Source organism: Bacteroidales bacterium, assembly GCA_041671145.1.
GTDB lineage: Bacteria > Bacteroidota > Bacteroidia > Bacteroidales > JAHJDW01 > JAQUPB01.
On the sequence record JBAZBZ010000036.1, the window covers coordinates 1 to 22,251 of the forward strand.

The window sequence follows — 22,251 nt, forward strand, 5'->3', positions numbered from 1 at the left end:
AGCGCCCTAATCTCGGGTCGTAAATTCTCATACCATAGTCATAAGAGTTTCCCGAGCCTTTCAATTCGTCATCTTTTTCTTTTCCGTTAAACCCGTGCCGATATGCACCTATACATTTTGTCAAAGAACTTCCTGTTGTACTCGTATGGTTTTGTAAAAACTTTTCCAATTCCTTATGAGTTATTAGAAACAAATGTAGAAAGAAATTTCCCGAATTTGCAATAAAATTCGGGAAAATAAAATATTTTTTAAATCAAGATTTTTTAATCTTGATTGTTTAATAAAAAAACAAATAATTTATAATTATTGTTTTTTTGTCCTTTTGATTTTTGGAATTCCAAATTTCATTAACATTTCGTTTGCCAAAGCAACTTTATCAGGGAACAAAACAACATTATCATATTTGTTCAATGATTTATCAATGATTACAATTGGAACTTTACTCTTTTTTAATTCTTTAATATTCATAAGTAGTATTTATATTCTGTTGTTTTTTTATTACTAAAAAAGACTCATATTCTACATCTTTTCTAAACGGGTGCCAATTTTTATCTCTGAAACCTAAAACATCAAAGTCTTTCTTAACTTCAGTAATATATCTTGTAATCCCCATTCTATATAACCTTGTTCTTGATTTAGTGCTCCCTATTGCATAAATTATTGCATCAGGTTTTTTCTCTACAAAAGCATAAACCGCTGCCACAACAGTTGCCAGTACCTTTTCACTATCTCCATTATTTGAAATAACTTTATCATTAATCTGACCTGTCTTGGCATCTTTATCTCCAAAAGCAAGATTATAGACACCTTCCATATTTGTTGTAGTAAACTGAATTAATTTTGGAATTCTACCTTTTCTGCCTTCACTTACAAATTCGTAAGTTGTTAATCCATCGCCTCCTTTTAATTGGTATCTCGGTAAATTCATTTAATTAAATTATTTTTCAATCAAAATTCCTCAAATTAATATTTACTTCAATCAAAATCAATGCAAATATACAAATAATTTTACTTATTTCAATGGATGAAATTTATTTATTAACTCCCTTTGTTCCTCTATCGGAGTAAAGCGAAACCTCGCTGTTGCCGAAATCCATTTATGACCTGCCATCAATTGCACCTGCTCCAATGGAATGCGTTTTTCATTCAACCAGTTTGCGATTACACTCATTCTTACTGTCATCGGATTTAAGTTCCTGTCGGGGAATAATGGTTTAAATGTTTCCACAACATAGTTAATGTCTTCAACTGTTATCGGATTTCCTCGCATTCCTATCAGCAACTTTTCAGTTTCACATTTTAAAAGGTTTTCTCTGCTCTCGCGAGCATATCTTTCTATTATTCGGAATTGTTTTGGAACAAGCTCCAAATGGCGTGAAGCAAATTTTCTTGAAGCTTTTATATAGATAGTTCCGTTGTCAAAATCAATATTGTTGATTTTTAAATTTATCATTTCGCCGACTGTAAGACCCTGATAAATGAGTATTGATATTAATGTCTGATTTTTCAACCTCAGTTTTTCATAGCGTTCCTCTCTATTCATAAGCATTTCCAGTTCTGCTGATGAAAACAAATCCTGATGGATTATGTCTTTGTTTTTTCTCTTTCTTAGGATTAAAGCTCTACACGGATGATCATTTCTTAATCCTATGTCAACAAGAAAATCGTAATATTTCTTTACCGCTCCGAGAATTCCATTTTTAGTGTCTGAATTTTTGTAATCCCTGACTTTTTCTGACATATAATTCAATACATCTTTATATCTGTAATTTTTTGCATCGGGATTTGAATTCAGGAAATTTCTTATTGCATACATATAGCTTCTTGCGGTCTGTTTTGAATGTCCCATGCGGTAAATGTAATTTTCTATTTCTGCTAATTCATTCATAATTTCATTATTTAATCTGACTTAATATTTTCAATCGTTGCATTCTTCTTTTAGAATATATATGTGCTGTATCAATATTGCTATGTCCTAAAAAATGTTGAACGAATTCAATTGTTGCTCCGTTATCCAAAAGGTGAGTAGCTATTGAATGTCTGAGACAATGTAATGTTATTTCTTTTCTTAATATTTCAGGGTTTTGTGTTCTTTCAATCAGTTGTTTTAATCTTTCATTCATATCATCTCCCTTTTTTCTTCTGCCCCATTGGTTTATAAACAATGCATGTTCCGGAGTTGTGTTTATGTTTATATATTTCATCCTTTCGTAAATGATGTATTCTTTTAAATCTTTCAGCACATTATCGGAAAGGGGAATGGTGCGACTTTTATGATTCTTGCTGTCTCTTATAACAACAACTCCTTTTTGTATATGGACATCTGAAGCATCAAGTTTTTCAAGTTCGCTTCTTCGAAGTCCGCATCCGTATGCAAGTGAAAGCATCGCTTTATCCTGTCTTGTTTCGCAAGCGTTATAAAGCTGTTTTATTTCTTCAAGTGTAAGTATGTTTCTTTCTTTATATTTTTTTAGTACGAATTTTGGCAATCGTGCAGGAGAGCTATCAACAACATCTGTGTCCAATAAAAAATCAAAAAATAATCTGAGTGAAAACAAATGACTTTTAATCATTGAATCGCTTAATCCACCACCTCTCCTTTGATTTGGTCTTTCGAGCAGGTATTCGTGGTATGCGATTATTTCTTTTGCTGTGATTTCCTTTATTTCACTTACTTGTTTGCTTTCTATGAAAAATAAAAATTCTCTGACACAACTCGGATACATGCTGTCTTTGCCTCTGCTATATCCTTTTGTTTTTATAAATGAATAAAACTCTTTATAGTAATTTTCAAATACTGGATTATATATTGGCAGATGCTTCATTTATTTTATTTTTTATTTTTATCTATTATGCTCACTCCTGAGTTGATGAGACGCTACGCTGTTTTGCTTGCTGTGTGTGAGTTGTAGTGTTCCATATTCTTTGAGCTACTGTGAGCTATTAGCATTATTAATCGTTTCAAGCTGTTTATTTAATTCGTCTTTTATTTTTGTTTTGATTTTTTGAATATCATCAAAGAATACAATTTTATATTTAAAACCTTTATTAGAGTAGCCACCAACTTTTTGGATATATTCAAGCATTTCTAAACTTTCCATATATCTGAAACAAGTACCTCTGCTTAAATTTAAGGTAAGCCGGATTTCTCTTTGTGTAAATTGATATTCGTTTGCTTTGTTCTGTGATTGTTGTTTTACATAATCTTTAAGTTTATCAAAAAACTGCCTGAGCGATGAATCTAAATCATCAACTTTAAGAATTATTGCATCAAATAAAATATTGAATGCAATTCTTAAATCTTCGGGTTCTGCTATTAGTCGCCCTTTGTTGTCTTTGTTTCTTTGATACTGATGCAGGATTGTAATTTGTTTTACGAATTGCTGATAGTGAAAATTCAGCCGTCTGAGCATCTTTGCTTCTGTGGGCAGTTTTACTTTGCTTGCATAAGGATTGATGACTTCATATGGCTTTATAAGCCGTATACAATTTTGCAAAAATACTTTTGCTTTTCTTTCTTCTGCTTGGTCAATAATTCCTGAAAGCACGTTATTTTGATGTTCTATTATTTTTTGTGTTTGTTCTTCGCTTTCATCCACACCAATTACAACGGATCGGCTCATGCTGTCGTAATATATTTCTGCGTGAGTAGTTGCCAATAGGGAAGCGAAGTTGCTTTTCACAATTTTCACTACCGAAGTTATATTCCCGTTTCTGTCTTTGTATGTGGTGGAACTGCTCAGCACTCCTGAACTTTGTAATTCTCTGAAAGCGTATTGGGCTTCCTCGTCCAATCCGTCGTAATCCTGCAGTAGCAATAATTTGTCAACTAATTCTTCTTTTGAATAATGATAAAATGATTTGCTTGTGACCCTTGTCATAATAAGCACATCTTCCGAAGGAAAGCATTGTCCGATTGTATTTATTAAATGACTCTTTCCCGAACCGCTTGTGCCTTGTATTAGCGTATGAAGCGGATTGCTCATTTTGTAAGTTGAAGCATTAACAAAAAGTAATTTTCTTGTGTTTTCTTCTCCCACCACTCCTGCTTTTTCAATAAGTTTATCAATATTTTCAATCAGGTTTGGTTCTTTTAAAAACTGAATTATTTGCTTTTCTTTTTCGGGTGGGACTTGCTGATAATTTCTTCTTATCTTCAGTTCATTTCTGTACTGCTCGATTTGGTTTTCGCGATATTTTTCAAGTAAATCGGTTAACTGCAATAGTTCTGTTTCGATTTGTTCATTGTTTTGATAATAAATATTTGCGATTTGTTCTGCAAGGTATCGGATGCTTTCTCTTTCGTATAAATCAATTTTTACTCGTTCTTTTCTTCCAGTGGCTTTTTCTTCAATAATAAGTGTGACGGGCAGAACGCTTAAGTCCTGCGAAATCGCTCCGAGTACGAAATAATTATTTAGTTTATTTTGGAGCAATAATTTTCCGTCATATATGGTTTGAATTTCCGGTTTTATTTCTTCCGTTGTTTGAAAACTCGTTTCAATTATTTCAGCTTCTTCAACTGATTGTAGTTCTTCCTGCTTTTCTATTATTAAAGGTTGGGATTGAGGTTGAGTTTTGTTTTCAATATCATTTTTATTTTCTTCTTTCTGTTTTTCGGGCAGGGGATTGTCGTCTGCTTCTTCTTCGCAGTTAATTGTATGGGTTAGTTTTTCAGCGACTGCTTCTTTGCCTTTATTAATAAGGATTTCGTGAAGCGTTTCTTCTTCATCAAATTTTACTCTTTTTACCGGAATATTGCCGATAAGTTTTCTGAGGTCGCTTATGTCTGATTTCATAGTAGGTTGTTTTTAATTGTTATGTTTCCAACAATTATTATTTCTTTAAGTTCCGTAATGCTTTTTATGGCATCAATGTGTTGTTGTTTTATTTGTCCGTCAAAAAGCGACATCACCGCTTCGTTTTCTTTTAGTGTTTCCGATTCAAGAATGGTTGCTGTTTCAAGTACTGTTTGGGCTAAAAATAGCTTTTGTGCGGTTTTCTTCGGGTATTCGGGATAAATGCCGTATTCATTCATGTATTCAGTTTTTCCGTTTTTTATAGATATTGAACAGAAGTTTATTATTTCATTATCCTTATTTCGTAAGGGAAAAAGCATTGAACCTTTTCCGAAGCATTTGTATGTTATTCCTCCATGACTTGATGGAATTTCTGTTTTTACAAGGAATCCGACGCTTTCCAGTTCGTCTTTAAATTTCTGCTCTTTTCCATGATGTAGTTGCCCCGAACTGAATCCCACTCTTGTCAGCTTCATGCTTAATTTGTTTTCTGCAAGCCATTTTTGAGGTACTTGCGAACATGCGCTGTGCGTTCCTCTTTTTAAACTTTTGTATAACTTTAGAAATATTTGAATTTTGTTTTCAGATAAGCTCTTGATGTCGGCTGTTGTTTCTGTGTTTTCCATTTGTTTAATTTTTAAACCTGCTTTTTGCAATACTTATTGATATTACCGTATTGCAATAAAGACAAGGGTTTGCGTTATGTTTACCAAACATCAGAACATTTTTTGTGAAAACAAAATTTATATTTATATTATTTGCCACTATTATCAATGGTTTTAGAGTGTTTTGATATTTTGCTTTTTTCTGTCTTTTTTTAGTGTTTCTTTATTTATAACATATGCCAGATAATGCAAATTATCTAAATTTATATGTCTGCCCGAAGAAATCTTAAAAAAAGAATAAGAATCTATCGGATTATCGGATCCTGTTATTATATTATTTGTTTCCATAGTTGAGTAATTTTAAAGGGTTTGCAAGTATTTAATTTAAACTTATTTGTTCAATCTTATTCGTTGATACTCCATAATCCATGATCAATGGCAAAGCCCAATAATTCAGGATGTCTTCAAGCAATACATCATACTGAGATTGCGACTTATCAAGTTTGCATAAATTGCTTAGAATTGTGTCGTATATTTTAATTGCTTCCTTTTCTGGAAGTCCACCTTGCATGGCTCTTTGCATTATATTAAACAAGAGTTCTGCAATTTTCTCTGTTGCTGGGGTATATGTCTTTATTTTCATAGATTTTTAGTTTTTGATAAAGTTTTACTTTATCAAAAATACTTTATCAACCTTAAAACTCAATTATTACTGGCTTTACGTAGAATTGACTATAGGTTAACAGCAATACTATTGGGAAAAATTTAAAAGAGAGGTGTATTATTATTCAGGATGGTTTATACTATATGTATAAAAAAGAGGCTGTTTTCTTAACAACCTCAGGATATAATACTTATTATCAAACCATATCTATATTTAACATGATTTCATTAATATTATCCCTATTAGAATTATCTCCTGTCCAAAGAACAAATTCTTCATTATCTTGATCCTTTGATTTGTATTTACTTAAATAGGCCTTTAAAACACCAGGGTTTACTTGAACATTTAATTTTGATGAATAAAAATGTCTTGCCACTTCTACGTGTCTATCTTTTTTAAAAATCTTATTTAAATAATTAAATTGTACTAATTCAAAATATAAATGAGATAAATCTTCTATATTACCAGTCCAGTCAATAAGTTGATCTGGAATCATTAAGCTTCTAAAATGATTAATAAAAATTTCTTTCTTGATATATCCTATCAATTTTTTATCTAATAATCCTTCATAAAGTTTTTCAAGGCTTGCAATGCTTTTTTGCCATATCATCTTATTAGAAGTTAACACTCCCAAAAATTTAACTTCTTTTGCATCAATAACGTTGTATAGTGATTTTAAAATCACATTTTCTAATAAAAGAAAGATGCCTCTGAAGCTAATATTTTCAATTGATGCTATTTTTTCAATGGCATCGTTTGTTATTTTCTTCTCAGGTAAAGAATAAATGTTTTTTAATTGGTTAAATACATCTAATATTAAATTAGGAATTCTCAAACTATCTGAAAATATTATTTCACGGTTTGAAAAATCAGAAATAAATTTTAAATATAAATTTTTCAGCTCATTGTTTCTTTGATTCAATTTTCCGAGGTATTCAAACATTCGTAAACTATTTATAAGTGACGTACCTAATCTAAATTGATATTGTTCGTCTTTGCTTATAAAATCATTAATGTCATACTCTAGGGCAATTTCAACGGGTTTGTTTATTCCATTTTTACCAGCTTGTCCTGTTCTTAAAATAATTTGGGTTAAATTATTTTTGGCTACTTCTTTAAGATATTTTATAACTTCAAATCCACTATCTTCCATCACAACATCAAGAAAAATCACAGCAACATCTGTTTCTTCAGAATCTTGTTTTTGTAATGCTTCTATCGTATTTTTAGCACTATCAAAATAACAATATTCGAGATTAATGTTTTTCAATTTAGTAAATTCACTTGAAGCTTTTTGTAGTGATATTACTGTTGTATCAAAAACAGAATATTCATTGTCAACGATAAATATTTTCCAAGTATTTTTTTCTTCCATATTTATTAAATATTTTATATGTTAGTTTTTAAATGAGATTACAAATTTTACCCCATCCGTCTCATTACTTTGACAGGATATACTACCATGCAACCCTTCTTCTACAACCTTTCTAACATAACTTAAGCCCAATCCTTTAATTCCTTCTTTTTTTGTAGAAAAGTATTCATCAAAAATTCTTTTTAAATTATCATCGGAAATAAGCTTTCCATTATTTTGATAAATAATAACTATATCGTCATTATTTTGTTCAATTCTAATTTGAATTAACTTATCTTTGATTTTATATCCTTCAAAACCATGTTCAATTGCATTGTTTGTAAGATTCTGTATTATTTGAGATATAAAACCAGGGGAAGTTTCAATTTTAATATTACTATTACATTCTATTAAATAATTAATATTTTTCATTTTTAATTTAAATGAAAGTATTTGTATGCTTTGGTTTATATATTCTTTTAAATTTATTTCCTTCCTTTCATTTAAAATTTGATCGTTTGTTATTGTTTCAAATCCTGAAATCCAGTCTTTAATTTTAGTCATTTCCTGAAAAATAATATTACTGCTTTTTAAAACATTATTATAATAAACATATTCTTCTTTATCTGATGATGTTCTATCTAAAAATTTAGTTTCATTTCTAAATGTATCCGATAAAAGTAATGCATTACCAACTGGGGTTTTCAAATCATGTGCAAGTCCCATTACCATATCACTTATAAACGCTCGTTTTTTTGATTCTATTAATTCATCTTTATTTTCTTCAAGCTCTTTATTTGCTTTTTTAAGTTTTTCGTTAGCATCTTTCTCAAACTTGTATTTTCTTCTGGACCTTTTAATAGAAATACTATTTATGATAAGAATGACAATAGAAAGTAAAGCTATGCCTATCAGCACCAATCTTGTGTTAGAAAGAATTTTATTCTCATTTTTTATTTGTATATTTTCTTTCCTATTTTTTGAAATTTGATTTTTCAATATAATACTTTTTGTATATAGATTATCATTATTGTCTTTCAATTTTATGTTTTCTTTCCTGTTTTCTAAAATTTGATTATTCAGCAATAAGTATATATTATTTAGATTATCGTTTTTTTTGTTAAGTTCGTTATTAATAAGAAGAAGTGATGCATTGTCGACTTTCATCTTTTTATTTTCTACAAAATATTTATAATAATTATAAAAACGCATGAATTTTTCATCTTTTGTATTCACACTATTCATATCAGGTAAATATTCAATAGGAAGATTCCAAGCTGAGAAATCTTTTACAAATTTATTTTTACTTGAAGGAGGAAGGGTTTTAAGTTGGTTATCTGATATATTAATACTAGATAAATCCAAATTGGAAAATGATTTTGGTAATTCTTTCAATTCATTGGATTGTATATATAATCCCTCAAGATTCTTAAGATTCCCAAATGATTCGGGTAGCTTTGTTAATTTGTTTTCAGATAAACCAATCTGTTTAAGAGAATTAAGGTTTCCTATGGATTCTGGCAGTTTTGTTAGCTTATTCATATTTACCGCTATAGTTTGAATAGAGCAAAGATGTCCAATGGATTCAGGCAATTCTGTTAATTCATTTTCATATATAAACAACCCTGTGAGAGAATCCAGATTTCCGATGCATTCGGGTAATTTTGTTAATTTATTATTTGCTAATTCTAAACGCTCAAGATTCTTTAAACTACAAATTGAAGATGGTAGTTCTTTTAGATTATTTCTAAAAAGATCAAGAACTTTTAATTTAATCAGTTTTTCAAAATCAATATTATCTAGACTTTCTAAGTTGCAATTTTGAGCATAGAGTACTTCTAAATTAGAAAATTGCTCTATTTCAACAGGTAATTCTTTGAAATGTTTACAGGATAAATTTAGTGTTTGTACTTCTAATGGATTCTTTAAAGCATCTTCTAAATTTGTAAACGTATGTTTATCGCTTTGTGCAGAACAAATGAGTGTAAATAAAATCAAAAAAAACAACCCGATATTTTTTCCTGCTTTTAATTTGTACATATAAATTTATTTAAAAGTCAAAATAATTATAAAATTACAAAAATGAAAATTAAAATAAATTAACGATTGATTAACACTTAGATTAAAATTAAAAATGCCGTAGGTATTTTAACTTACGGCATAATATTTTTGATATATAATTTATTTGTTTTCTATTGATAATAGATACCAATAAATTGTGATTGTATGAAGGATACGACCTAATGCACAATCCAAATCATCTACTGAAGGGTAATTATCATGATTATCTTCATTTTCTTTTATTTTTGCATTGTAAAAATTTTCGTATTCATCAAAGAAAAATTCATGAAATAACCATCCTTTACCACAAGACTCAGAACGTCCAGGAATAATGTAATAATAAATTTCACAAATTTTTTTATTATTTTCCAAAACATCAAAATGCATGGCTCCGCCACTAGGACTTTCTTTGCTGCCCTCTAGATCAGAGCGATTATAACTGAATAATAATCTATTTTGAGTTTCGTAATCGGTATAGCCTTTAATGGCTTCGGGGATTGCTTTTTCTAATGATATTGCAAGGTCATTTAATGTTTTCTTAGAAAAAACATTTTTAATTTTACTAGTTATTTCAGGAATAATGCTAATAGGTGTTTCCATAATATTAAAGATTTAAGGGTTACTAAAACAGACTTAGTTTATCTGCTTTAGCAACCCTTAAATTATTTTCAAATAACAATTGCAATATGCTGTATATTAGCATATTGCAATAATGATGTCAAATATTATTCGTGTGACTCTTAAGGGGGTCTGGGGAACTCCCCAGCAAGATAGCGTGTGGCTGTATCACTTTGTGTACAGTCCACACGCTATCTTGCCTAACGCTAATTCGTGATTCGTTCCTGCCGTTTTACTCTTTCTCTATCGGACAAATTCATGTCCTTTAAATTGGATTTTTTACTCCTTATTGTCCTTTATTTTTGATTCTGATTTTTCTCAAAAATCGTATTTCTTCTTTTTCGATTTTTTCATTTTTCGAAAAAAAATTATGCTGTGGACTGTCCACTTTTCGCCAAAATTCCGGAGCAAATTGACCACCTAAATTGAAGTAAAAAAACACAATGATTTTGGTCTTATTTCCGAATTGGATTTTTCAAAATTCCTCTTGCTTTCCGTTTCCAAAAATGCCAACATAGAACAAATTTTAAAAAGTTCTTTTTATGGCAACAGAAAACAATATTTGGGTGCGACAGCCCCAAGAGAAAAAAGGGGATTATTTCTTCAATGGAAAGTCATATATGACTTCAAATCTGATGAGAGAAATTTCAATCGGAGAGTTAATATGGATTCTTGCGGATTTAAAAGCATTTGTCCGGGCAGAGCAGGGAATTGACTACCTCGTAGTTTATGTTCGTTCTGACGGTAGAAAAATATTTTGTATTGATCAGCTTTCCAAATCAATGATGGGAAGCGGGGATTATACAAAAGAGGAAGTAAAAGAATATAATTACTGGACAATGCTTTTTGCTGAAGAATATTGAAATGTAAGAGCCGAAAATTTTTCGGCTCTTTTTATAAAATGTCTTTCTAAATCAGTTTTTATCCCAAATGTTTTTTTACTTCTTCCTGTGCTTTTCTGTTTTCAAGCTCTTGCTTAACTGATATCGGAACGCATTTTTTATTTACCGGATTAAAATATATTCCAAGCGATTTGGCTACAACAATAGCGCAGGGAATTCCGATTATAGAAACAAACAAACCTACAACCTGAAAAACTCCTATTATGAAATTAAATAATCCGAAAGGGAAGTACAGCACTCTTACTATTGTTGAATAAACTTTCCAAAGTTTATTTTGTTCAACATTCAAGTCGGATTTGCTTACCATTGCTTTGCTGAATGGAGTAAATAAGAATTTGCTGTATTCTATAAGCCCAAGACCTATGGGCGAAGCAATAACAGTTACAACTAATAATGAACCTAAAATAAAAACCCATATTGCCATTAAAAATCCCAAAAATGGAATATGCCAAATAATGTTACCAAGTGTTCTCATAAATATTTTTTATTAAATTTTTCCTACTCGTAAGGCTTTTCGGTTCCGCCCCGTTTTTAGTGGGTTCTGGTCTCCACATTAATTCAATATAATTTATAACCCTACATAAACATGCCGACAATCCAAGAAGTACTACCAAGGAGTATTAAAATTCTACCTATTGCCATACCCGCTTCGCTTGCCGGAAAAGCCGACAGATAGATTAACACTCCTGCAATTGCTAAAACATATCCAAGAATTTTTAAAATTTTTCCAAGATTGTCATGATTACCCGAAGCATTTTTTGCTGAATTATTTACATTATTTTTTCTCGTTTTTTTATTATTTATAAAACGTTCCAACAGATTTCCATTTCCACTAACTTTTTTAATAATGTTAATAGCAGAATATTGGGATTGTGTTTGGGGTTTGGTTTTCGTTAATAGTATTTCATTGTTTGTTGATGCAGTAAAATTCAAATCGGAATTTTCGTTGGGAATTTCGGAAGTTTCTTTAGTATCAGTTTTTCCAATTGTCGCTGTATCTACTGGTGCTTTTTCATTTTCAAAAGAATTAACTTTACGTTTATGTTCCTTCTTATTAGATCCGATGCTAACAAAATATCCAGTCCGATAATGTCTTTTTACAATATCTACTTTAGATGTTTTACATGAAAACATCATTTGGATTGCGATAAGTATCGCCAATACTGTCAATAGTTTTTGTGCTTTTTTCATAGTTTTAATTTTAATAAGGTTATACATTTATTTTTATTTATTCTTTGGTTTCGGTATTCCTAAAATGTCAATACAATTTATCGCTTCCATAATTTTGTTATTGTCTCTTTCATCTATTTCAAAAGTCAGTTGCATATTTTCCTTATATTCCACTCTTATTTTCTTTACAGGTATGGTTTTAAGCATTGACCACACAGTATCGCTAACTGAAGAAAATTGCCAGTAATCTTCACATTCATCTCTGTATTCCATTTCGATTTTACCGCTTATATTTATGACTACTCCATTTTGAAGCAAAAAACTAATAGAGGATACTCTGCCTACATCGCATTTGCAATTTGTAATCCACATTAATAAATAATTACTTCCATTAAAATTACATGCTGATACTTTTATGTATTTTTTACAAAGCCAACTTCCATATCCTGAAGATCCGGCAGGAGCAAGTTTTTTTTCAAAGTAAATTTCCTGTAATTTAGTTCTGACCTCTGTTTGTTTGGTAAATTCATCTACTGAATTTTTTGAGTATTTGCAATCTTTTTGTTGTGCATTAGTGCTTAAGCCAATTAAGGCGAGCAGTACTGAAATTAGAATTTTTTTTCTCATATTTTTTTAAGTTTTATTTTTCCGCTTCCAGTCCCGAAGAAGAAGTTTATAAATGCAAAAAGCGCGGACTGTAACAATATTCGGTTCCGAGGTACTGGTATACCCTTCAACGCAAATAAGTTAAGCCCACGCTTTTAGCATGAGCGTTCAACTTATTATTCTTACGTTGAATGAAAATTACCAGTTTTCGGAACTAAGAATAAAAGCTAACGCTAATATTTTTCTATAAATAAAAGAACGTGATTTTAAACAAAATTAAACTTTTTTTTCTAAACACTCTAAAAAATTAAAAATATTTTGTTTTCTCTATTCCTTTCATAAATAAGATGTGCAGAGGCATTAAAATAGAAATAAAATCATTATTTTTGCAAGAAAAATTTATTAAACATGGGACGAAAATTTATAATCAGAGATGAGAAAAACGAAACATTAGCAGTTATTACATTCTTTTTTCTTTTAGAAATTAAGAACTTTGTCGGCATGATAATATTTCCGAATTTGAAAAGGTATGAGATATCCTTTTATTCAGAAAACAACAACATGGATGAAATTGTAAAAGGGCTTATAAAAAAAATCGGAATAGAAAAATACAAAGATTATATTGAAATATAAAAAGCCCGAATACATTTTGCATCGGGCTTAACTTTAATTTGTCATTTTAAAACTCACTACAAAGTACCTTCATCAGCAAAGCTATAATAACTGCCATCAGGAGCGATAATAACATGATCAAGCAATTTTATTTCAAACAATTTACCGGCATCATTTATTTTCTTTGTTACTGAAATATCCTCATTGCTCGGCTTTATATTTCCTGAGGGGTGTGAGTGCGAAATTATTATCGCACTGGATAAAGCTTTCAAAGCCGTTGCAAAAATAATTTTCAAATCCACCACAGTTCCGCTTATTCCTCCGGTGCTTAATTTTGTCCACCCCAAGAAAACATTAGCTTTATTAAGCAGAAGCATATAGAACTGTTCCTGAAATCCGATAGTGTCTTTATCGTAAAGAGAATTTAAAATATTAAACACATCTTTGGAATTTGTTATTTTAACTTTGCTTTTATTTTCGTTTCTATACACAACCTTAATTTCCGCCAATTCCGTGCTCGTTTCAAAATGACTTAACTCGCTTTTTTCAAATAATAATTCTGTTTGCACTTTTTTATTTTTTTAGTAAAGAACTAATTTGAGGGGAGCATAGCATCAGCAAAATTGAAAGGCAAGAGTTTTAAACAGTATCCACAAACGGAATATTGACTTTAAAACAGGGAAGTATATATACTTTATGGGTTAGTGTCGAATTAAAAATTTAATAATAAAGAACCGTTGCCCCGAAAGGGTCGCACAGATACTTAAAAAATATCTGTGCAGAAGCGAACAACGAGCTGAAATTTGTATACAAGAAAACACTTTACTTTTCTTTTGTTTGGTGTTAGCTTGTATATGCACAAGCCCGCCCGATTCGCTTCTGGCGGGCTTTGTGCATATATGGAAAAATATATAGAGGAGTATTTGGATTGGAAGGGGATTCATTCCCCAAAAGCAAGTATTGCTTATAAAAGCTGGCTTATTCAGTTTATAAGGGTTTGCGGAAGTAAACCGATAGAGGAATATAGGATTACCGACATAGTTTACTACCAGAAATGGATCAAAGCCCATTACAGCTCATATAGTTTGGAATATGCTTCCGTTATAATTAAAAACTTTTTTCAATATTTCAGAGATCAGAATTACACCTGTCTTCCACCATCACTTATTAAAAGAAAAAAAGGTCATGCAAAATCACACAGGGCAATAAAGGAAGAAGAATTTGAAAAAATCGTTTCAATAATTCCTGATAATGATTTCTGGAATTTAAGAGATTTGCTTGTCATTCGCATGTTGTGGGACACAGGAGTTCGTGTCTCCGAATTAACTGATTTAAACGTATCGCAAATTGATGTTGAAAATTTGGCTGCTGTTATTTCAACAAAGAAAACTGCAAATAAAAGAATAATCGTTTGGTCGGAGAGAACACAACAACTGCTGATAAAATATTTAACAATGCGTTCGGAAATTCCTGAAAACAAAGATGCTTTAGCATTGTTTGTGGGGAAGGTGAATAATATGAGCTTTAATCCAAGATTATCGACACGAAGCGTGGAACGAATAGTTAAGTATTACTCAAACAAAGCCGGCATAGTTGAAAGAGTTACACCGCACAGTTTCCGTCATGGCTGGGCTCACAAAAGGCGAGACATGAACGCTCCGCTTTCTTTTATTCAAAAAGGACTTGGACATATGAATCCTGTTTCAACATTCATTTATGAGCAATACTCCGACATGGACTTTGAAAGAAATGCAAAGGCATATCTCAGACAGGCACAATATGAAAGAACCGCAAAAGTATTCTTTAAACATCCACAGATGGCTTAAATTTAAAGGTTTCTATGAGAAAATGTTTATCCACATTTGCATTTGCTTGCATTAGTTTTTTACTGTGCTAAACTTATTCACAGTCAAGTTTATTGAAATTAATTTTCAAAGAAAAGAATAACAAGTGCAAATATATTTTGAATATTAAATTTTTCTAGTGGTAAGTTTACATAGGGGATTGCTTTTCAACCCCTAAATTTATAACCCCTCAACGTCGCACAATATGGGTTATACGACAAAAATTTAACAAATTGATTAGTTATATTCAAATCTCATCATCAAAATAATCTCAATTGCCCATATTGTAGATGAAAAAAGCACCAGTTATTCTTTATTGAATAGCTGGTGCTTTTTTTGTTTTGTGCATAGTGCCCTGTGGAGTTGTCTGTAGAGAATTTAGTTTTTGGAAAACGTTTTCATCAGTGTTGCCCGTAAGGGTTTTATTCGTGAACAGGCGAATAAAGAAGCGAACAACACTGACAAATGGAAATAATCGGACGGCAACTTCAACTCCATAGATCACTATGTATAAGAATTTAATCTGACCGGCTTTCAGTTCAATAAACTCGTCGGTCGAGTTTATAAATAATAACAATAAAATAAATAATGAAATTCTTTGATGTCTACACAAAAAGGGTTTATGAAAAAGATGGCGAGAAAAAGGAAGTATCATACAGGGCTGGCTTAATGAAGCTGACAGAAAAGGGCAGTATATATCTTCGCCTTTTTAATAATCCCAATGTTGATTATTACATCTGCGAAAGAGTGCCAAGCATTCCAGTTATAGATGCAGAAAAGTAAAATAGCTTTTCTGTTTTCCTTTATCAATTCTAATTAAATATTCTATGAATATTAAAACAATACCCGTTCCAAATGCGGTATTTGACACATATTTAAAAGAACTTAAAATTGCAGAACTTAAAGTGCTTTTAATTATAATCAGACAAACTCTTGGATGGAAAGATTTAAGCACTGAGTCAAAAAGAAAAGAGATAGATTGGCTTTCAAATAATTTTCTTGCATTAAAAACAGGATGTTCCAAAAGGGCAATTAATGATGCGATTCAATCTCTTGTTAAAAATAAAATAATTGATGTTTTATCTAAATCAGGCGAACTTCTTGATACTTCAGAAAAGCGAAAAGGACAGCAAAAGCTTTTCTTTCGTCCCGCTAACGCAATATTTGCGTTTGTGGAAAACAAGTGTAAAAGCTGTGAAAAAGATTGTAAAACTCACGAAACCTACGCAGAATTTGCGGAGGACTTACGCAAAAAAAGACAGGAACTAGCGCAAAATATGCGTTATACAAGAGAAATTCCTTTACAAGATAAACTCTTACAAAAAATTATTATTAATAATAAAATGAAAAACAAATCAAAAGAAAGAAAAATAACAATTGATGCAATGTATATTATTCCTCTTGAAGAATTGCTTATGCATGTTTTAGTTTCAGATGAAGACAATTCGTTGCTGTTAGAGTATTTACGCAATCAACCTTTAATAGTAGAAACCAAAATAAAAAAAGTAATAAAAAGAATTCTTCGTTTTCAGGAATCAAATGTAAAACTCAGGGAATTGAAATTTGCATATAACGATTCTGATAACTTTACTCATGGAATATCGCATTTCAATGCAAAGCTCAAGGGTACAAGAAAAGAATTAAGAAAAGTAGCAGGGGAGAATAAAATATTTATGTTCGACTGGGAAGATTTGCAGTAGATTATTAATTCTATATTTTTTAAACAATGAAAAAAAATCAAAAAAACAAACAAAATATATTCTCAAAAACTCAGATTTCATTCTTTGCAAAAGAACTGCAGGAAGCAGGGAGCTTTGATGAGTTAATGATTAAGAAAAAAGCTGTCGAGGAAAGTAATGGTCGTGTTTATATATTAACTTACAGTAATATTTTGCTGTATAGAAAAATTCATTTAATCGGAGTATATAAATTATTACGTCCTTACTTTAATACTAAAGTCCCATATTCTTTTTGGAGTCAGTTATACTCGGCTTTAAAAAAGAATATTCGTCCTTCAAAATAACATGAAAACTCCTTTAACCTATTACGGAGGCAAGCAGAAACTTGCCGAACGTATCATTTCTATGATTCCTAAGCATCGCATCTACTGTGAGCCGTTTTTTGGCGGTGGGGCGGTGTTTTTCGCCAAATCTCCGGCAAAGGTTGAAGTAATTAATGATTCCAACGGTGAGTTAATTAATTTCTACAAGGTTCTTAAAACGGATTACAAAAAACTGGCAAAATTAATTAAAGGCACATTGCACAGCAGGGAAGAACATGAGACAGCCGAAGTAGTAATGAAATATCCAAAATTATTTAATGAAGTTAGGCGAGCATCGGCTATTTGGACATTAGCAAATCAAAGTTTCGCTTCAATGCTTGGTGGTACTTGGAGATGCGACTTACAGAAGAATTCAACTGCAAGCCGTTTAAATAACAAAAGAAATAATTTTACAAAAGATTATGCAAAACGCTTGGAGCAAACACAAATTGAAAATCGTGATGCTTTAAAAGTAATTAAATTATGGGACAGCAAAGACACATTCTTTTATTGTGATCCGCCGTATTACAATGCTGACATGGGGCATTACAAAGGCTATACAGAACAGGATTTCGAGAATTTATTAAAAACACTTTCCAAAATAAAAGGGAAGTTTATTCTTAGCTCCTATCCTTCTGAACTTATTGAAAAATATAGCAAGAAATTCAAATGGTGTACTACAAAAATTGAGGGGATTTCTGTATCTGTGGCATTAGGTAAGCGGAAAACAAAAACTGAGGTGCTAACTAGTAATTTTATTACAAAAACACACAAATAAAAAATACTTTGATGCTTTTATCTTTATGTGTTATTACAACACTGATTATCAGCTTTTAAAAAGAATGCGTATAAGAACGCATACAAGAAAATGCAAAGAAATGTAAAAATAACAATAAAAAAACTTGTATATTTGCAAATTACTTTGTATATTTGCATTTAAATTTGAAATAACTATGGGATTAATTTTTGTTAAGGCTAATGAATTAGACAAAAATGTAAAATGCTCTATTCATAAAACGGGCAAGTTAGGTTTTAATGATAATGCAATAAAGAAGCTTAGTATTGACAACACAAAAAGCATTAAGATTGCATACGAAGATAATGACAGCGAACTTAAAAACCTTTATATAGAAGTTGTTAATGGGGTTATAGAAGAAGCCTTTAAAATTATTAAAGCAGGGGAATATTATTATATTAATACAAAGCCTTTTTTTGACAAGAAGGGTATTGATTATTCGGAAGGAAATATAAAATATGAAATTACAGATTATGAACATGAAGGAATAAAAATGTTTAAGTTAACAAAAAAGGTTAATAAAAAGAGACGAACCAAACAAGACATACAGGAGCAATAACGAAAGTGCTTTTAAAAATAAATGACAATATGGCGCACTTTATTGCAACTGAATGAAATGGCACGATATTTAACAAAATAATAAAAATTAAAAAAAGAAAGCCTATGGATTAAAGATATACTCAAAAAAAATCGGATGCTAAGTTGGAGCCGAGCATCCGAGACAATAGACCGAGAATTTGCATTTCTTTTATTGAGGGTTATACCCTTTAATATTAGGTCTTTTGTGCAAGCAAATATATGCATTTTTTTTAACTCCCAAAGAAAAACACATTTTTATTGAAACATTAAAAAAATAACTGAATATGACACATAAAACTACTTGTTACCCTTTAGGTAATGCTGACAGTACTTTGATAGAACTGTCAAATGGAAAGAAGATTCTTTTTGATTATGCAAATATGAAAAGTAAGGATGATGAAAATGATAAAAGAATAGATTTACCCACGGAATTAAATAAAGCTGTAAAAGATGATTTTGATGTAGTTGCATTTTCACATGCTGATGAAGACCATGTAAAAGGGTTTTCTGAATATTTTTATTTGGAACATGATAAAAAATATCAAAGCACTGAAAGAAAAAAAATTAACGATCTATGGGTATCTGCTGCTGTTTTGTTACAAAAAGATTCGGAAATTAATCATGAAGATGGCAGAATTATGAAGAAAGAAGCAAGGTACAGACTAAAAAACAAAAAGAATATTAAAGTTTTTTCAAAGCCAGATAAATTAAAAGATTGGCTAAAGGGTGAAGGGATCGAATTTGATGAAGTTGCACATCTGCTTGTAAATGCTGGTGCAATTGTACCAGATTGGAGTTTAGATACAGATGGAGTTGAATTTTTTGTGCATTCCCCCTTTTCGGAACATATCGATGATAAAGATATTGATAGAAATGAAGCATGCATTATTCTTCAAGCAACATTTAATAATGCAAAAAACAGTAAAATTATTTTTGGTGCTGATGCCGAATCTTCATTGTTAAATGATATCGTTGATATTACGAAATACTATAAAAGAGAAGAACGCTTGGAGTGGGACATTTTCCACATTTCACATCATTGTAGCTATAAAGCTTTAAATACTGATGACCGGGGAAAATCAAAAACAAAACCGACAGACCAAGTTAAATGGTTGTTTGAGGAAAAAGGAAAAGATGGAGGAATACTTATTTCTCCAAGTTGGGAAATACCTGAGAAAGACGAAGAAGTACAACCGCCACATAAAGAAGCAGCTATGTATTACAAAGACATAGAAGCATTGAAAAAAGGAGAGTTTAAAGTAACAATGGAATTCCCAAATAAAGAAAATCCGGAGCCAATAATTATAACTATTGGTGATGATGGCGTAAAAATTCAAAAGAAAGTGATAAGTGCAGGATTTGCTTCAAATAAACCTTCACCTAGAGCAGGATAAATTATGGAAGAATATTTTGAGATATCTGGCAAAACTGTTGATTCCTCTTTTTTAACAGATTCAAGAGCAATTGATGTTCTTGAATCTGTTATAACACATGATTTTTGTCAATTTGAAAAATGTATAATTAAGGAAAATGGAAATGAATTAATAATATTTACTGTTGATTCTGAAATTGGGCAATATCCTATATATGATATCAGGAAAAAAGAAAAGATTGCGGTTGAGTTTAATATAAAAGAAAATACTGTACCTAAAGTATTTGCATTAAGAAAAACTTTTCCCCAAGTACCACATCTTAACCTCGAATATGAAGAGTTTCCAAGATCATTATGTTTATATGATTTACCGTATGAAGAATTAAAAGTTAACTGGACTGGTTTTAGATTTATTGAAAGAATCCGTGAATGGTTAAAATTGACAGCACTGGGTATTTTGCATCAAAAAGATCAGCCATTAGAACCTTTATTACTATATTATGATGGGACATTTATATTTCCCAATGATATTAAAAAAGGAGAATCATTAAATATTTACGCTTTAAGCAAAGAACGAACAGGAAGAGTTAATTTGCTAGCAACTAGAATAAATTATCCTCTTTTTGAGAAAAAAAATGCAGTTTTAGAAATAATTACTGGGGAGCCACAACTACATGGAATAATAAGACATGCAACACAAAACATTTTTCAGTTAGCAGAGTTTTTAAATTTAGCAAATATAAATTTTAGGGATTATTTATTAAAAAAAATAAAAGAATATAAATCTTCAAAAATTGATTTAAAACAACATATAATTTTTCTTATTTATTTACCAAAAAAAAGAGACAAAGCAGACATTAATTATATCTATGATACGTATGCGTTTATAACTAATGATTCTATTGAAGAAATTGGAATAAAAATAGGAATATGGGAGAGGTCAGAAAAATATGTTGTAGAAATCTTAAATAGGACTGATATTTCAGATGAGAATTATAAAAATATTATGATAGGAACTCTAAGACCAGCTTTTACTTTTAATAAAGCACTTGCGAGAAGATTAAATAACTTAACTGATTCAAATGATCCAAACATTTTAGCAATAGGTTCTGGAGCCATAGGTTCACAAGTTTTTATGAATTGTATTAGGGCAGGATTTGGTAAATGGACACTTATTGATGATGATATTTTATTTCCACATAATCTTTCAAGGCATGATTTAGATTCAACAGATGTGGGTTTTCCAAAGGTAGTGAGTTTAGCAACAAAAGCGAATAATATATTAAATGATTCTGTTGCTAAACCAGTATTCACAAATATTCTTAAGGATTTTAATATTGAAGATATTGCTAAAGAATTAAATGACGTAGACTTAATATTAGATATGTCTGCATCTTCATCAGTAACAAAAGAAATTGGAAAATTTGCGACAGAAAAAAGCAGAATAGTTTCGATATTTTTAAATCCCCAAGGTACAGACTTAATAATATTGGCAGAAGATAGTCAAAGAAAAATTAAAATAGATGCTTTAGAAGTACAATATTATAGGGCTCTTTTATATCGCGATGATTTGCAAAACCACTTGCAACGAACTGAAGAAAATATCAGATATTCCACTTCATGTAGGGATATTAGTAGCAAAGTGACACAAGATGATATTGCGACATTTTCTGCAATTGCTTCAAAATTTATAAAAACCCTGAATCAAAATACTGACGCAACAATATCCATTTGGATTTCTAATAATGCAGACCTTACTATAAAAAGGATGAATGTTGAACCATATGCAATCATTGAAATTAATATGGGGAACTGGACATTAGTATTTGATGAATGGATAATTAATAAAATTATTGAAGCAAGAAAATCGAAATTACCTAATGAAACAGGTGGAATATTAATTGGAAATTATGATATAAGCCAAAAAAGAATGTATGTTGTTGATACTATATTAGCACCCGAAGATAGTGAAGAATATCCGACAGCATATATCCGTGGAATTAAAAATGTAAAAAATTATCTTGATGATATTGATAAAAAAACATTAGGACTTTTACAATATGTGGGGGAATGGCATTCACACCCCGACGGATGTAGTGTAATGCGAAGCAAAGACGATGACATATTATTTACATGGCTACAGATTAATATGAGAAAAGAAGGATTACCAGCATTAATGCTAATTGCAGGTGATAATAATAAATATGAATTTTACTTAAATACATAAA

At 30.6% G+C, this 22,251-nt stretch carries 25 protein-coding genes; 10 read left to right on the top strand and 15 right to left on the bottom strand.

What is annotated here, in order from left to right:
* Positions 1 to 303 precede the first annotated feature (303 nt).
* From WC223_10705 to WC223_10755, 11 genes are all read right to left on the bottom strand, one after another.
* Positions 304 to 468 carry a hypothetical protein gene (locus tag WC223_10705; protein ID MFA6924706.1) on the bottom strand — a complete coding sequence of 55 codons (165 nt, stop codon included), beginning with the start codon at positions 466 to 468 and terminating at the stop codon, positions 304 to 306.
* Entirely contained in the window at positions 458 to 928 is a 471-nt protein-coding gene (locus tag WC223_10710) for a hypothetical protein (GenBank protein MFA6924707.1), read from the bottom strand. The genes WC223_10705 and WC223_10710 overlap by 11 nt, the downstream gene beginning before the upstream one ends.
* A gap of 84 nt (positions 929 to 1,012) precedes the next feature.
* Positions 1,013 to 1,888, bottom strand: a complete 876-nt coding sequence (locus WC223_10715; GenBank protein ID MFA6924708.1) for a tyrosine-type recombinase/integrase — start codon at positions 1,886 to 1,888, stop codon at positions 1,013 to 1,015.
* 7 nt (positions 1,889 to 1,895) lie between these two features.
* A complete protein-coding gene (locus tag WC223_10720) occupies positions 1,896 to 2,825 on the bottom strand; it encodes a tyrosine-type recombinase/integrase (protein MFA6924709.1) in 930 nt (309 codons plus the stop codon).
* Positions 2,826 to 2,930: 105 nt separating this feature from the next.
* A complete protein-coding gene (locus WC223_10725) occupies positions 2,931 to 4,799 on the bottom strand; it encodes a hypothetical protein (protein ID MFA6924710.1) in 1,869 nt (622 codons plus the stop codon).
* Positions 4,796 to 5,425, bottom strand: a complete 630-nt coding sequence (locus WC223_10730) for a hypothetical protein (GenBank protein MFA6924711.1) — start codon at positions 5,423 to 5,425, stop codon at positions 4,796 to 4,798. The genes WC223_10725 and WC223_10730 overlap by 4 nt, the downstream gene beginning before the upstream one ends.
* Positions 5,426 to 5,578: 153 nt before the next feature.
* Complete coding sequence (locus WC223_10735; GenBank protein ID MFA6924712.1) at positions 5,579 to 5,752, bottom strand: hypothetical protein; 174 nt, start codon at positions 5,750 to 5,752, stop codon at positions 5,579 to 5,581.
* A gap of 31 nt (positions 5,753 to 5,783) precedes the next feature.
* Positions 5,784 to 6,047, bottom strand: a complete 264-nt coding sequence (locus tag WC223_10740) for a hypothetical protein (protein ID MFA6924713.1) — start codon at positions 6,045 to 6,047, stop codon at positions 5,784 to 5,786.
* A 217-nt stretch (positions 6,048 to 6,264) separates the two neighbouring features.
* Positions 6,265 to 7,443 carry a hypothetical protein gene (locus WC223_10745; protein MFA6924714.1) on the bottom strand — a complete coding sequence of 393 codons (1,179 nt, stop codon included), beginning with the start codon at positions 7,441 to 7,443 and terminating at the stop codon, positions 6,265 to 6,267.
* A 21-nt stretch (positions 7,444 to 7,464) separates the two neighbouring features.
* Complete coding sequence (locus tag WC223_10750; protein ID MFA6924715.1) at positions 7,465 to 9,462, bottom strand: ATP-binding protein; 1,998 nt, start codon at positions 9,460 to 9,462, stop codon at positions 7,465 to 7,467.
* 141 nt (positions 9,463 to 9,603) lie between these two features.
* On the bottom strand, positions 9,604 to 10,083 hold the full coding sequence (locus tag WC223_10755; protein ID MFA6924716.1) for a hypothetical protein: 480 nt from the start codon (positions 10,081 to 10,083) through the stop codon (positions 9,604 to 9,606).
* 560 nt (positions 10,084 to 10,643) lie between these two features.
* Here WC223_10755 and WC223_10760 point away from each other — a divergent pair.
* Positions 10,644 to 10,964, top strand: a complete 321-nt coding sequence (locus WC223_10760; protein MFA6924717.1) for a hypothetical protein — start codon at positions 10,644 to 10,646, stop codon at positions 10,962 to 10,964.
* 58 nt (positions 10,965 to 11,022) lie between these two features.
* Here WC223_10760 and WC223_10765 read toward each other — a convergent pair whose 3' ends face one another.
* The 3 genes from WC223_10765 to WC223_10775 all read right to left on the bottom strand — a co-directional run bounded on the left by WC223_10765 (position 11,023) and on the right by WC223_10775 (position 12,800).
* Positions 11,023 to 11,478 (bottom strand): YccF domain-containing protein, encoded by a 456-nt coding sequence (locus WC223_10765; protein ID MFA6924718.1) that lies wholly within the window; start codon positions 11,476 to 11,478, stop codon positions 11,023 to 11,025.
* A gap of 101 nt (positions 11,479 to 11,579) precedes the next feature.
* A complete protein-coding gene (locus WC223_10770; GenBank protein MFA6924719.1) occupies positions 11,580 to 12,194 on the bottom strand; it encodes a hypothetical protein in 615 nt (204 codons plus the stop codon).
* 33 nt (positions 12,195 to 12,227) lie between these two features.
* Positions 12,228 to 12,800 (bottom strand): hypothetical protein, encoded by a 573-nt coding sequence (locus tag WC223_10775; GenBank protein MFA6924720.1) that lies wholly within the window; start codon positions 12,798 to 12,800, stop codon positions 12,228 to 12,230.
* Positions 12,801 to 13,187: 387 nt separating this feature from the next.
* Between WC223_10775 and WC223_10780 the strand changes: the two genes are divergently transcribed.
* Positions 13,188 to 13,412 carry a hypothetical protein gene (locus WC223_10780; GenBank protein ID MFA6924721.1) on the top strand — a complete coding sequence of 75 codons (225 nt, stop codon included), beginning with the start codon at positions 13,188 to 13,190 and terminating at the stop codon, positions 13,410 to 13,412.
* Between the two features lie 56 nt (positions 13,413 to 13,468).
* Here WC223_10780 and WC223_10785 read toward each other — a convergent pair whose 3' ends face one another.
* The gene (locus WC223_10785; GenBank protein MFA6924722.1) at positions 13,469 to 13,960 is read right to left on the bottom strand and encodes a JAB domain-containing protein; all 492 of its coding nucleotides are present in this window, start codon (positions 13,958 to 13,960) and stop codon (positions 13,469 to 13,471) included.
* Positions 13,961 to 14,290: 330 nt separating this feature from the next.
* Between WC223_10785 and WC223_10790 the strand changes: the two genes are divergently transcribed.
* The 8 genes from WC223_10790 to WC223_10825 all read left to right on the top strand — a co-directional run bounded on the left by WC223_10790 (position 14,291) and on the right by WC223_10825 (position 22,250).
* Positions 14,291 to 15,217, top strand: coding sequence for a site-specific integrase (locus WC223_10790; protein MFA6924723.1), 927 nt, complete (start codon positions 14,291 to 14,293; stop codon positions 15,215 to 15,217).
* A gap of 606 nt (positions 15,218 to 15,823) precedes the next feature.
* A complete protein-coding gene (locus WC223_10795; protein MFA6924724.1) occupies positions 15,824 to 16,018 on the top strand; it encodes a hypothetical protein in 195 nt (64 codons plus the stop codon).
* A gap of 44 nt (positions 16,019 to 16,062) precedes the next feature.
* Positions 16,063 to 16,935: a hypothetical protein gene (locus WC223_10800; GenBank protein ID MFA6924725.1), complete on the top strand. Its 873-nt coding sequence runs from the start codon at positions 16,063 to 16,065 to the stop codon at positions 16,933 to 16,935.
* A 26-nt stretch (positions 16,936 to 16,961) separates the two neighbouring features.
* The gene (locus WC223_10805; protein MFA6924726.1) at positions 16,962 to 17,258 is read left to right on the top strand and encodes a hypothetical protein; all 297 of its coding nucleotides are present in this window, start codon (positions 16,962 to 16,964) and stop codon (positions 17,256 to 17,258) included.
* 1 nt (position 17,259) lies between these two features.
* Positions 17,260 to 18,054: a DNA adenine methylase gene (locus tag WC223_10810; GenBank protein MFA6924727.1), complete on the top strand. Its 795-nt coding sequence runs from the start codon at positions 17,260 to 17,262 to the stop codon at positions 18,052 to 18,054.
* A gap of 175 nt (positions 18,055 to 18,229) precedes the next feature.
* On the top strand, positions 18,230 to 18,631 hold the full coding sequence (locus WC223_10815; GenBank protein MFA6924728.1) for a hypothetical protein: 402 nt from the start codon (positions 18,230 to 18,232) through the stop codon (positions 18,629 to 18,631).
* Between the two features lie 304 nt (positions 18,632 to 18,935).
* Positions 18,936 to 20,045 (top strand): hypothetical protein, encoded by a 1,110-nt coding sequence (locus WC223_10820; protein MFA6924729.1) that lies wholly within the window; start codon positions 18,936 to 18,938, stop codon positions 20,043 to 20,045.
* Positions 20,046 to 20,048: 3 nt separating this feature from the next.
* Positions 20,049 to 22,250 (top strand): ThiF family adenylyltransferase, encoded by a 2,202-nt coding sequence (locus WC223_10825; GenBank protein MFA6924730.1) that lies wholly within the window; start codon positions 20,049 to 20,051, stop codon positions 22,248 to 22,250.
* The last annotated feature ends 1 nt before the right edge of the window (position 22,251 follow it).

Coding starts and splice junctions, on each gene's coding strand:
- WC223_10705 (MFA6924706.1), bottom strand. CDS start 468: ATGAATATTAAAGAATTAAAAAAGAGTAAAGTTCCAATTGTAATCATT.
- WC223_10710 (MFA6924707.1), bottom strand. CDS start 928: ATGAATTTACCGAGATACCAATTAAAAGGAGGCGATGGATTAACAACT.
- WC223_10715 (MFA6924708.1), bottom strand. CDS start 1,888: ATGAATGAATTAGCAGAAATAGAAAATTACATTTACCGCATGGGACAT.
- WC223_10720 (MFA6924709.1), bottom strand. CDS start 2,825: ATGAAGCATCTGCCAATATATAATCCAGTATTTGAAAATTACTATAAA.
- WC223_10725 (MFA6924710.1), bottom strand. CDS start 4,799: ATGAAATCAGACATAAGCGACCTCAGAAAACTTATCGGCAATATTCCG.
- WC223_10730 (MFA6924711.1), bottom strand. CDS start 5,425: ATGGAAAACACAGAAACAACAGCCGACATCAAGAGCTTATCTGAAAAC.
- WC223_10735 (MFA6924712.1), bottom strand. CDS start 5,752: ATGGAAACAAATAATATAATAACAGGATCCGATAATCCGATAGATTCT.
- WC223_10740 (MFA6924713.1), bottom strand. CDS start 6,047: ATGAAAATAAAGACATATACCCCAGCAACAGAGAAAATTGCAGAACTC.
- WC223_10745 (MFA6924714.1), bottom strand. CDS start 7,443: ATGGAAGAAAAAAATACTTGGAAAATATTTATCGTTGACAATGAATAT.
- WC223_10750 (MFA6924715.1), bottom strand. CDS start 9,462: ATGTACAAATTAAAAGCAGGAAAAAATATCGGGTTGTTTTTTTTGATT.
- WC223_10755 (MFA6924716.1), bottom strand. CDS start 10,083: ATGGAAACACCTATTAGCATTATTCCTGAAATAACTAGTAAAATTAAA.
- WC223_10760 (MFA6924717.1), top strand. CDS start 10,644: ATGGCAACAGAAAACAATATTTGGGTGCGACAGCCCCAAGAGAAAAAA.
- WC223_10765 (MFA6924718.1), bottom strand. CDS start 11,478: ATGAGAACACTTGGTAACATTATTTGGCATATTCCATTTTTGGGATTT.
- WC223_10770 (MFA6924719.1), bottom strand. CDS start 12,194: ATGAAAAAAGCACAAAAACTATTGACAGTATTGGCGATACTTATCGCA.
- WC223_10775 (MFA6924720.1), bottom strand. CDS start 12,800: ATGAGAAAAAAAATTCTAATTTCAGTACTGCTCGCCTTAATTGGCTTA.
- WC223_10780 (MFA6924721.1), top strand. CDS start 13,188: ATGGGACGAAAATTTATAATCAGAGATGAGAAAAACGAAACATTAGCA.
- WC223_10790 (MFA6924723.1), top strand. CDS start 14,291: ATGGAAAAATATATAGAGGAGTATTTGGATTGGAAGGGGATTCATTCC.
- WC223_10795 (MFA6924724.1), top strand. CDS start 15,824: ATGAAATTCTTTGATGTCTACACAAAAAGGGTTTATGAAAAAGATGGC.
- WC223_10800 (MFA6924725.1), top strand. CDS start 16,063: ATGAATATTAAAACAATACCCGTTCCAAATGCGGTATTTGACACATAT.
- WC223_10805 (MFA6924726.1), top strand. CDS start 16,962: ATGAAAAAAAATCAAAAAAACAAACAAAATATATTCTCAAAAACTCAG.
- WC223_10810 (MFA6924727.1), top strand. CDS start 17,260: ATGAAAACTCCTTTAACCTATTACGGAGGCAAGCAGAAACTTGCCGAA.
- WC223_10815 (MFA6924728.1), top strand. CDS start 18,230: ATGGGATTAATTTTTGTTAAGGCTAATGAATTAGACAAAAATGTAAAA.
- WC223_10820 (MFA6924729.1), top strand. CDS start 18,936: ATGACACATAAAACTACTTGTTACCCTTTAGGTAATGCTGACAGTACT.
- WC223_10825 (MFA6924730.1), top strand. CDS start 20,049: ATGGAAGAATATTTTGAGATATCTGGCAAAACTGTTGATTCCTCTTTT.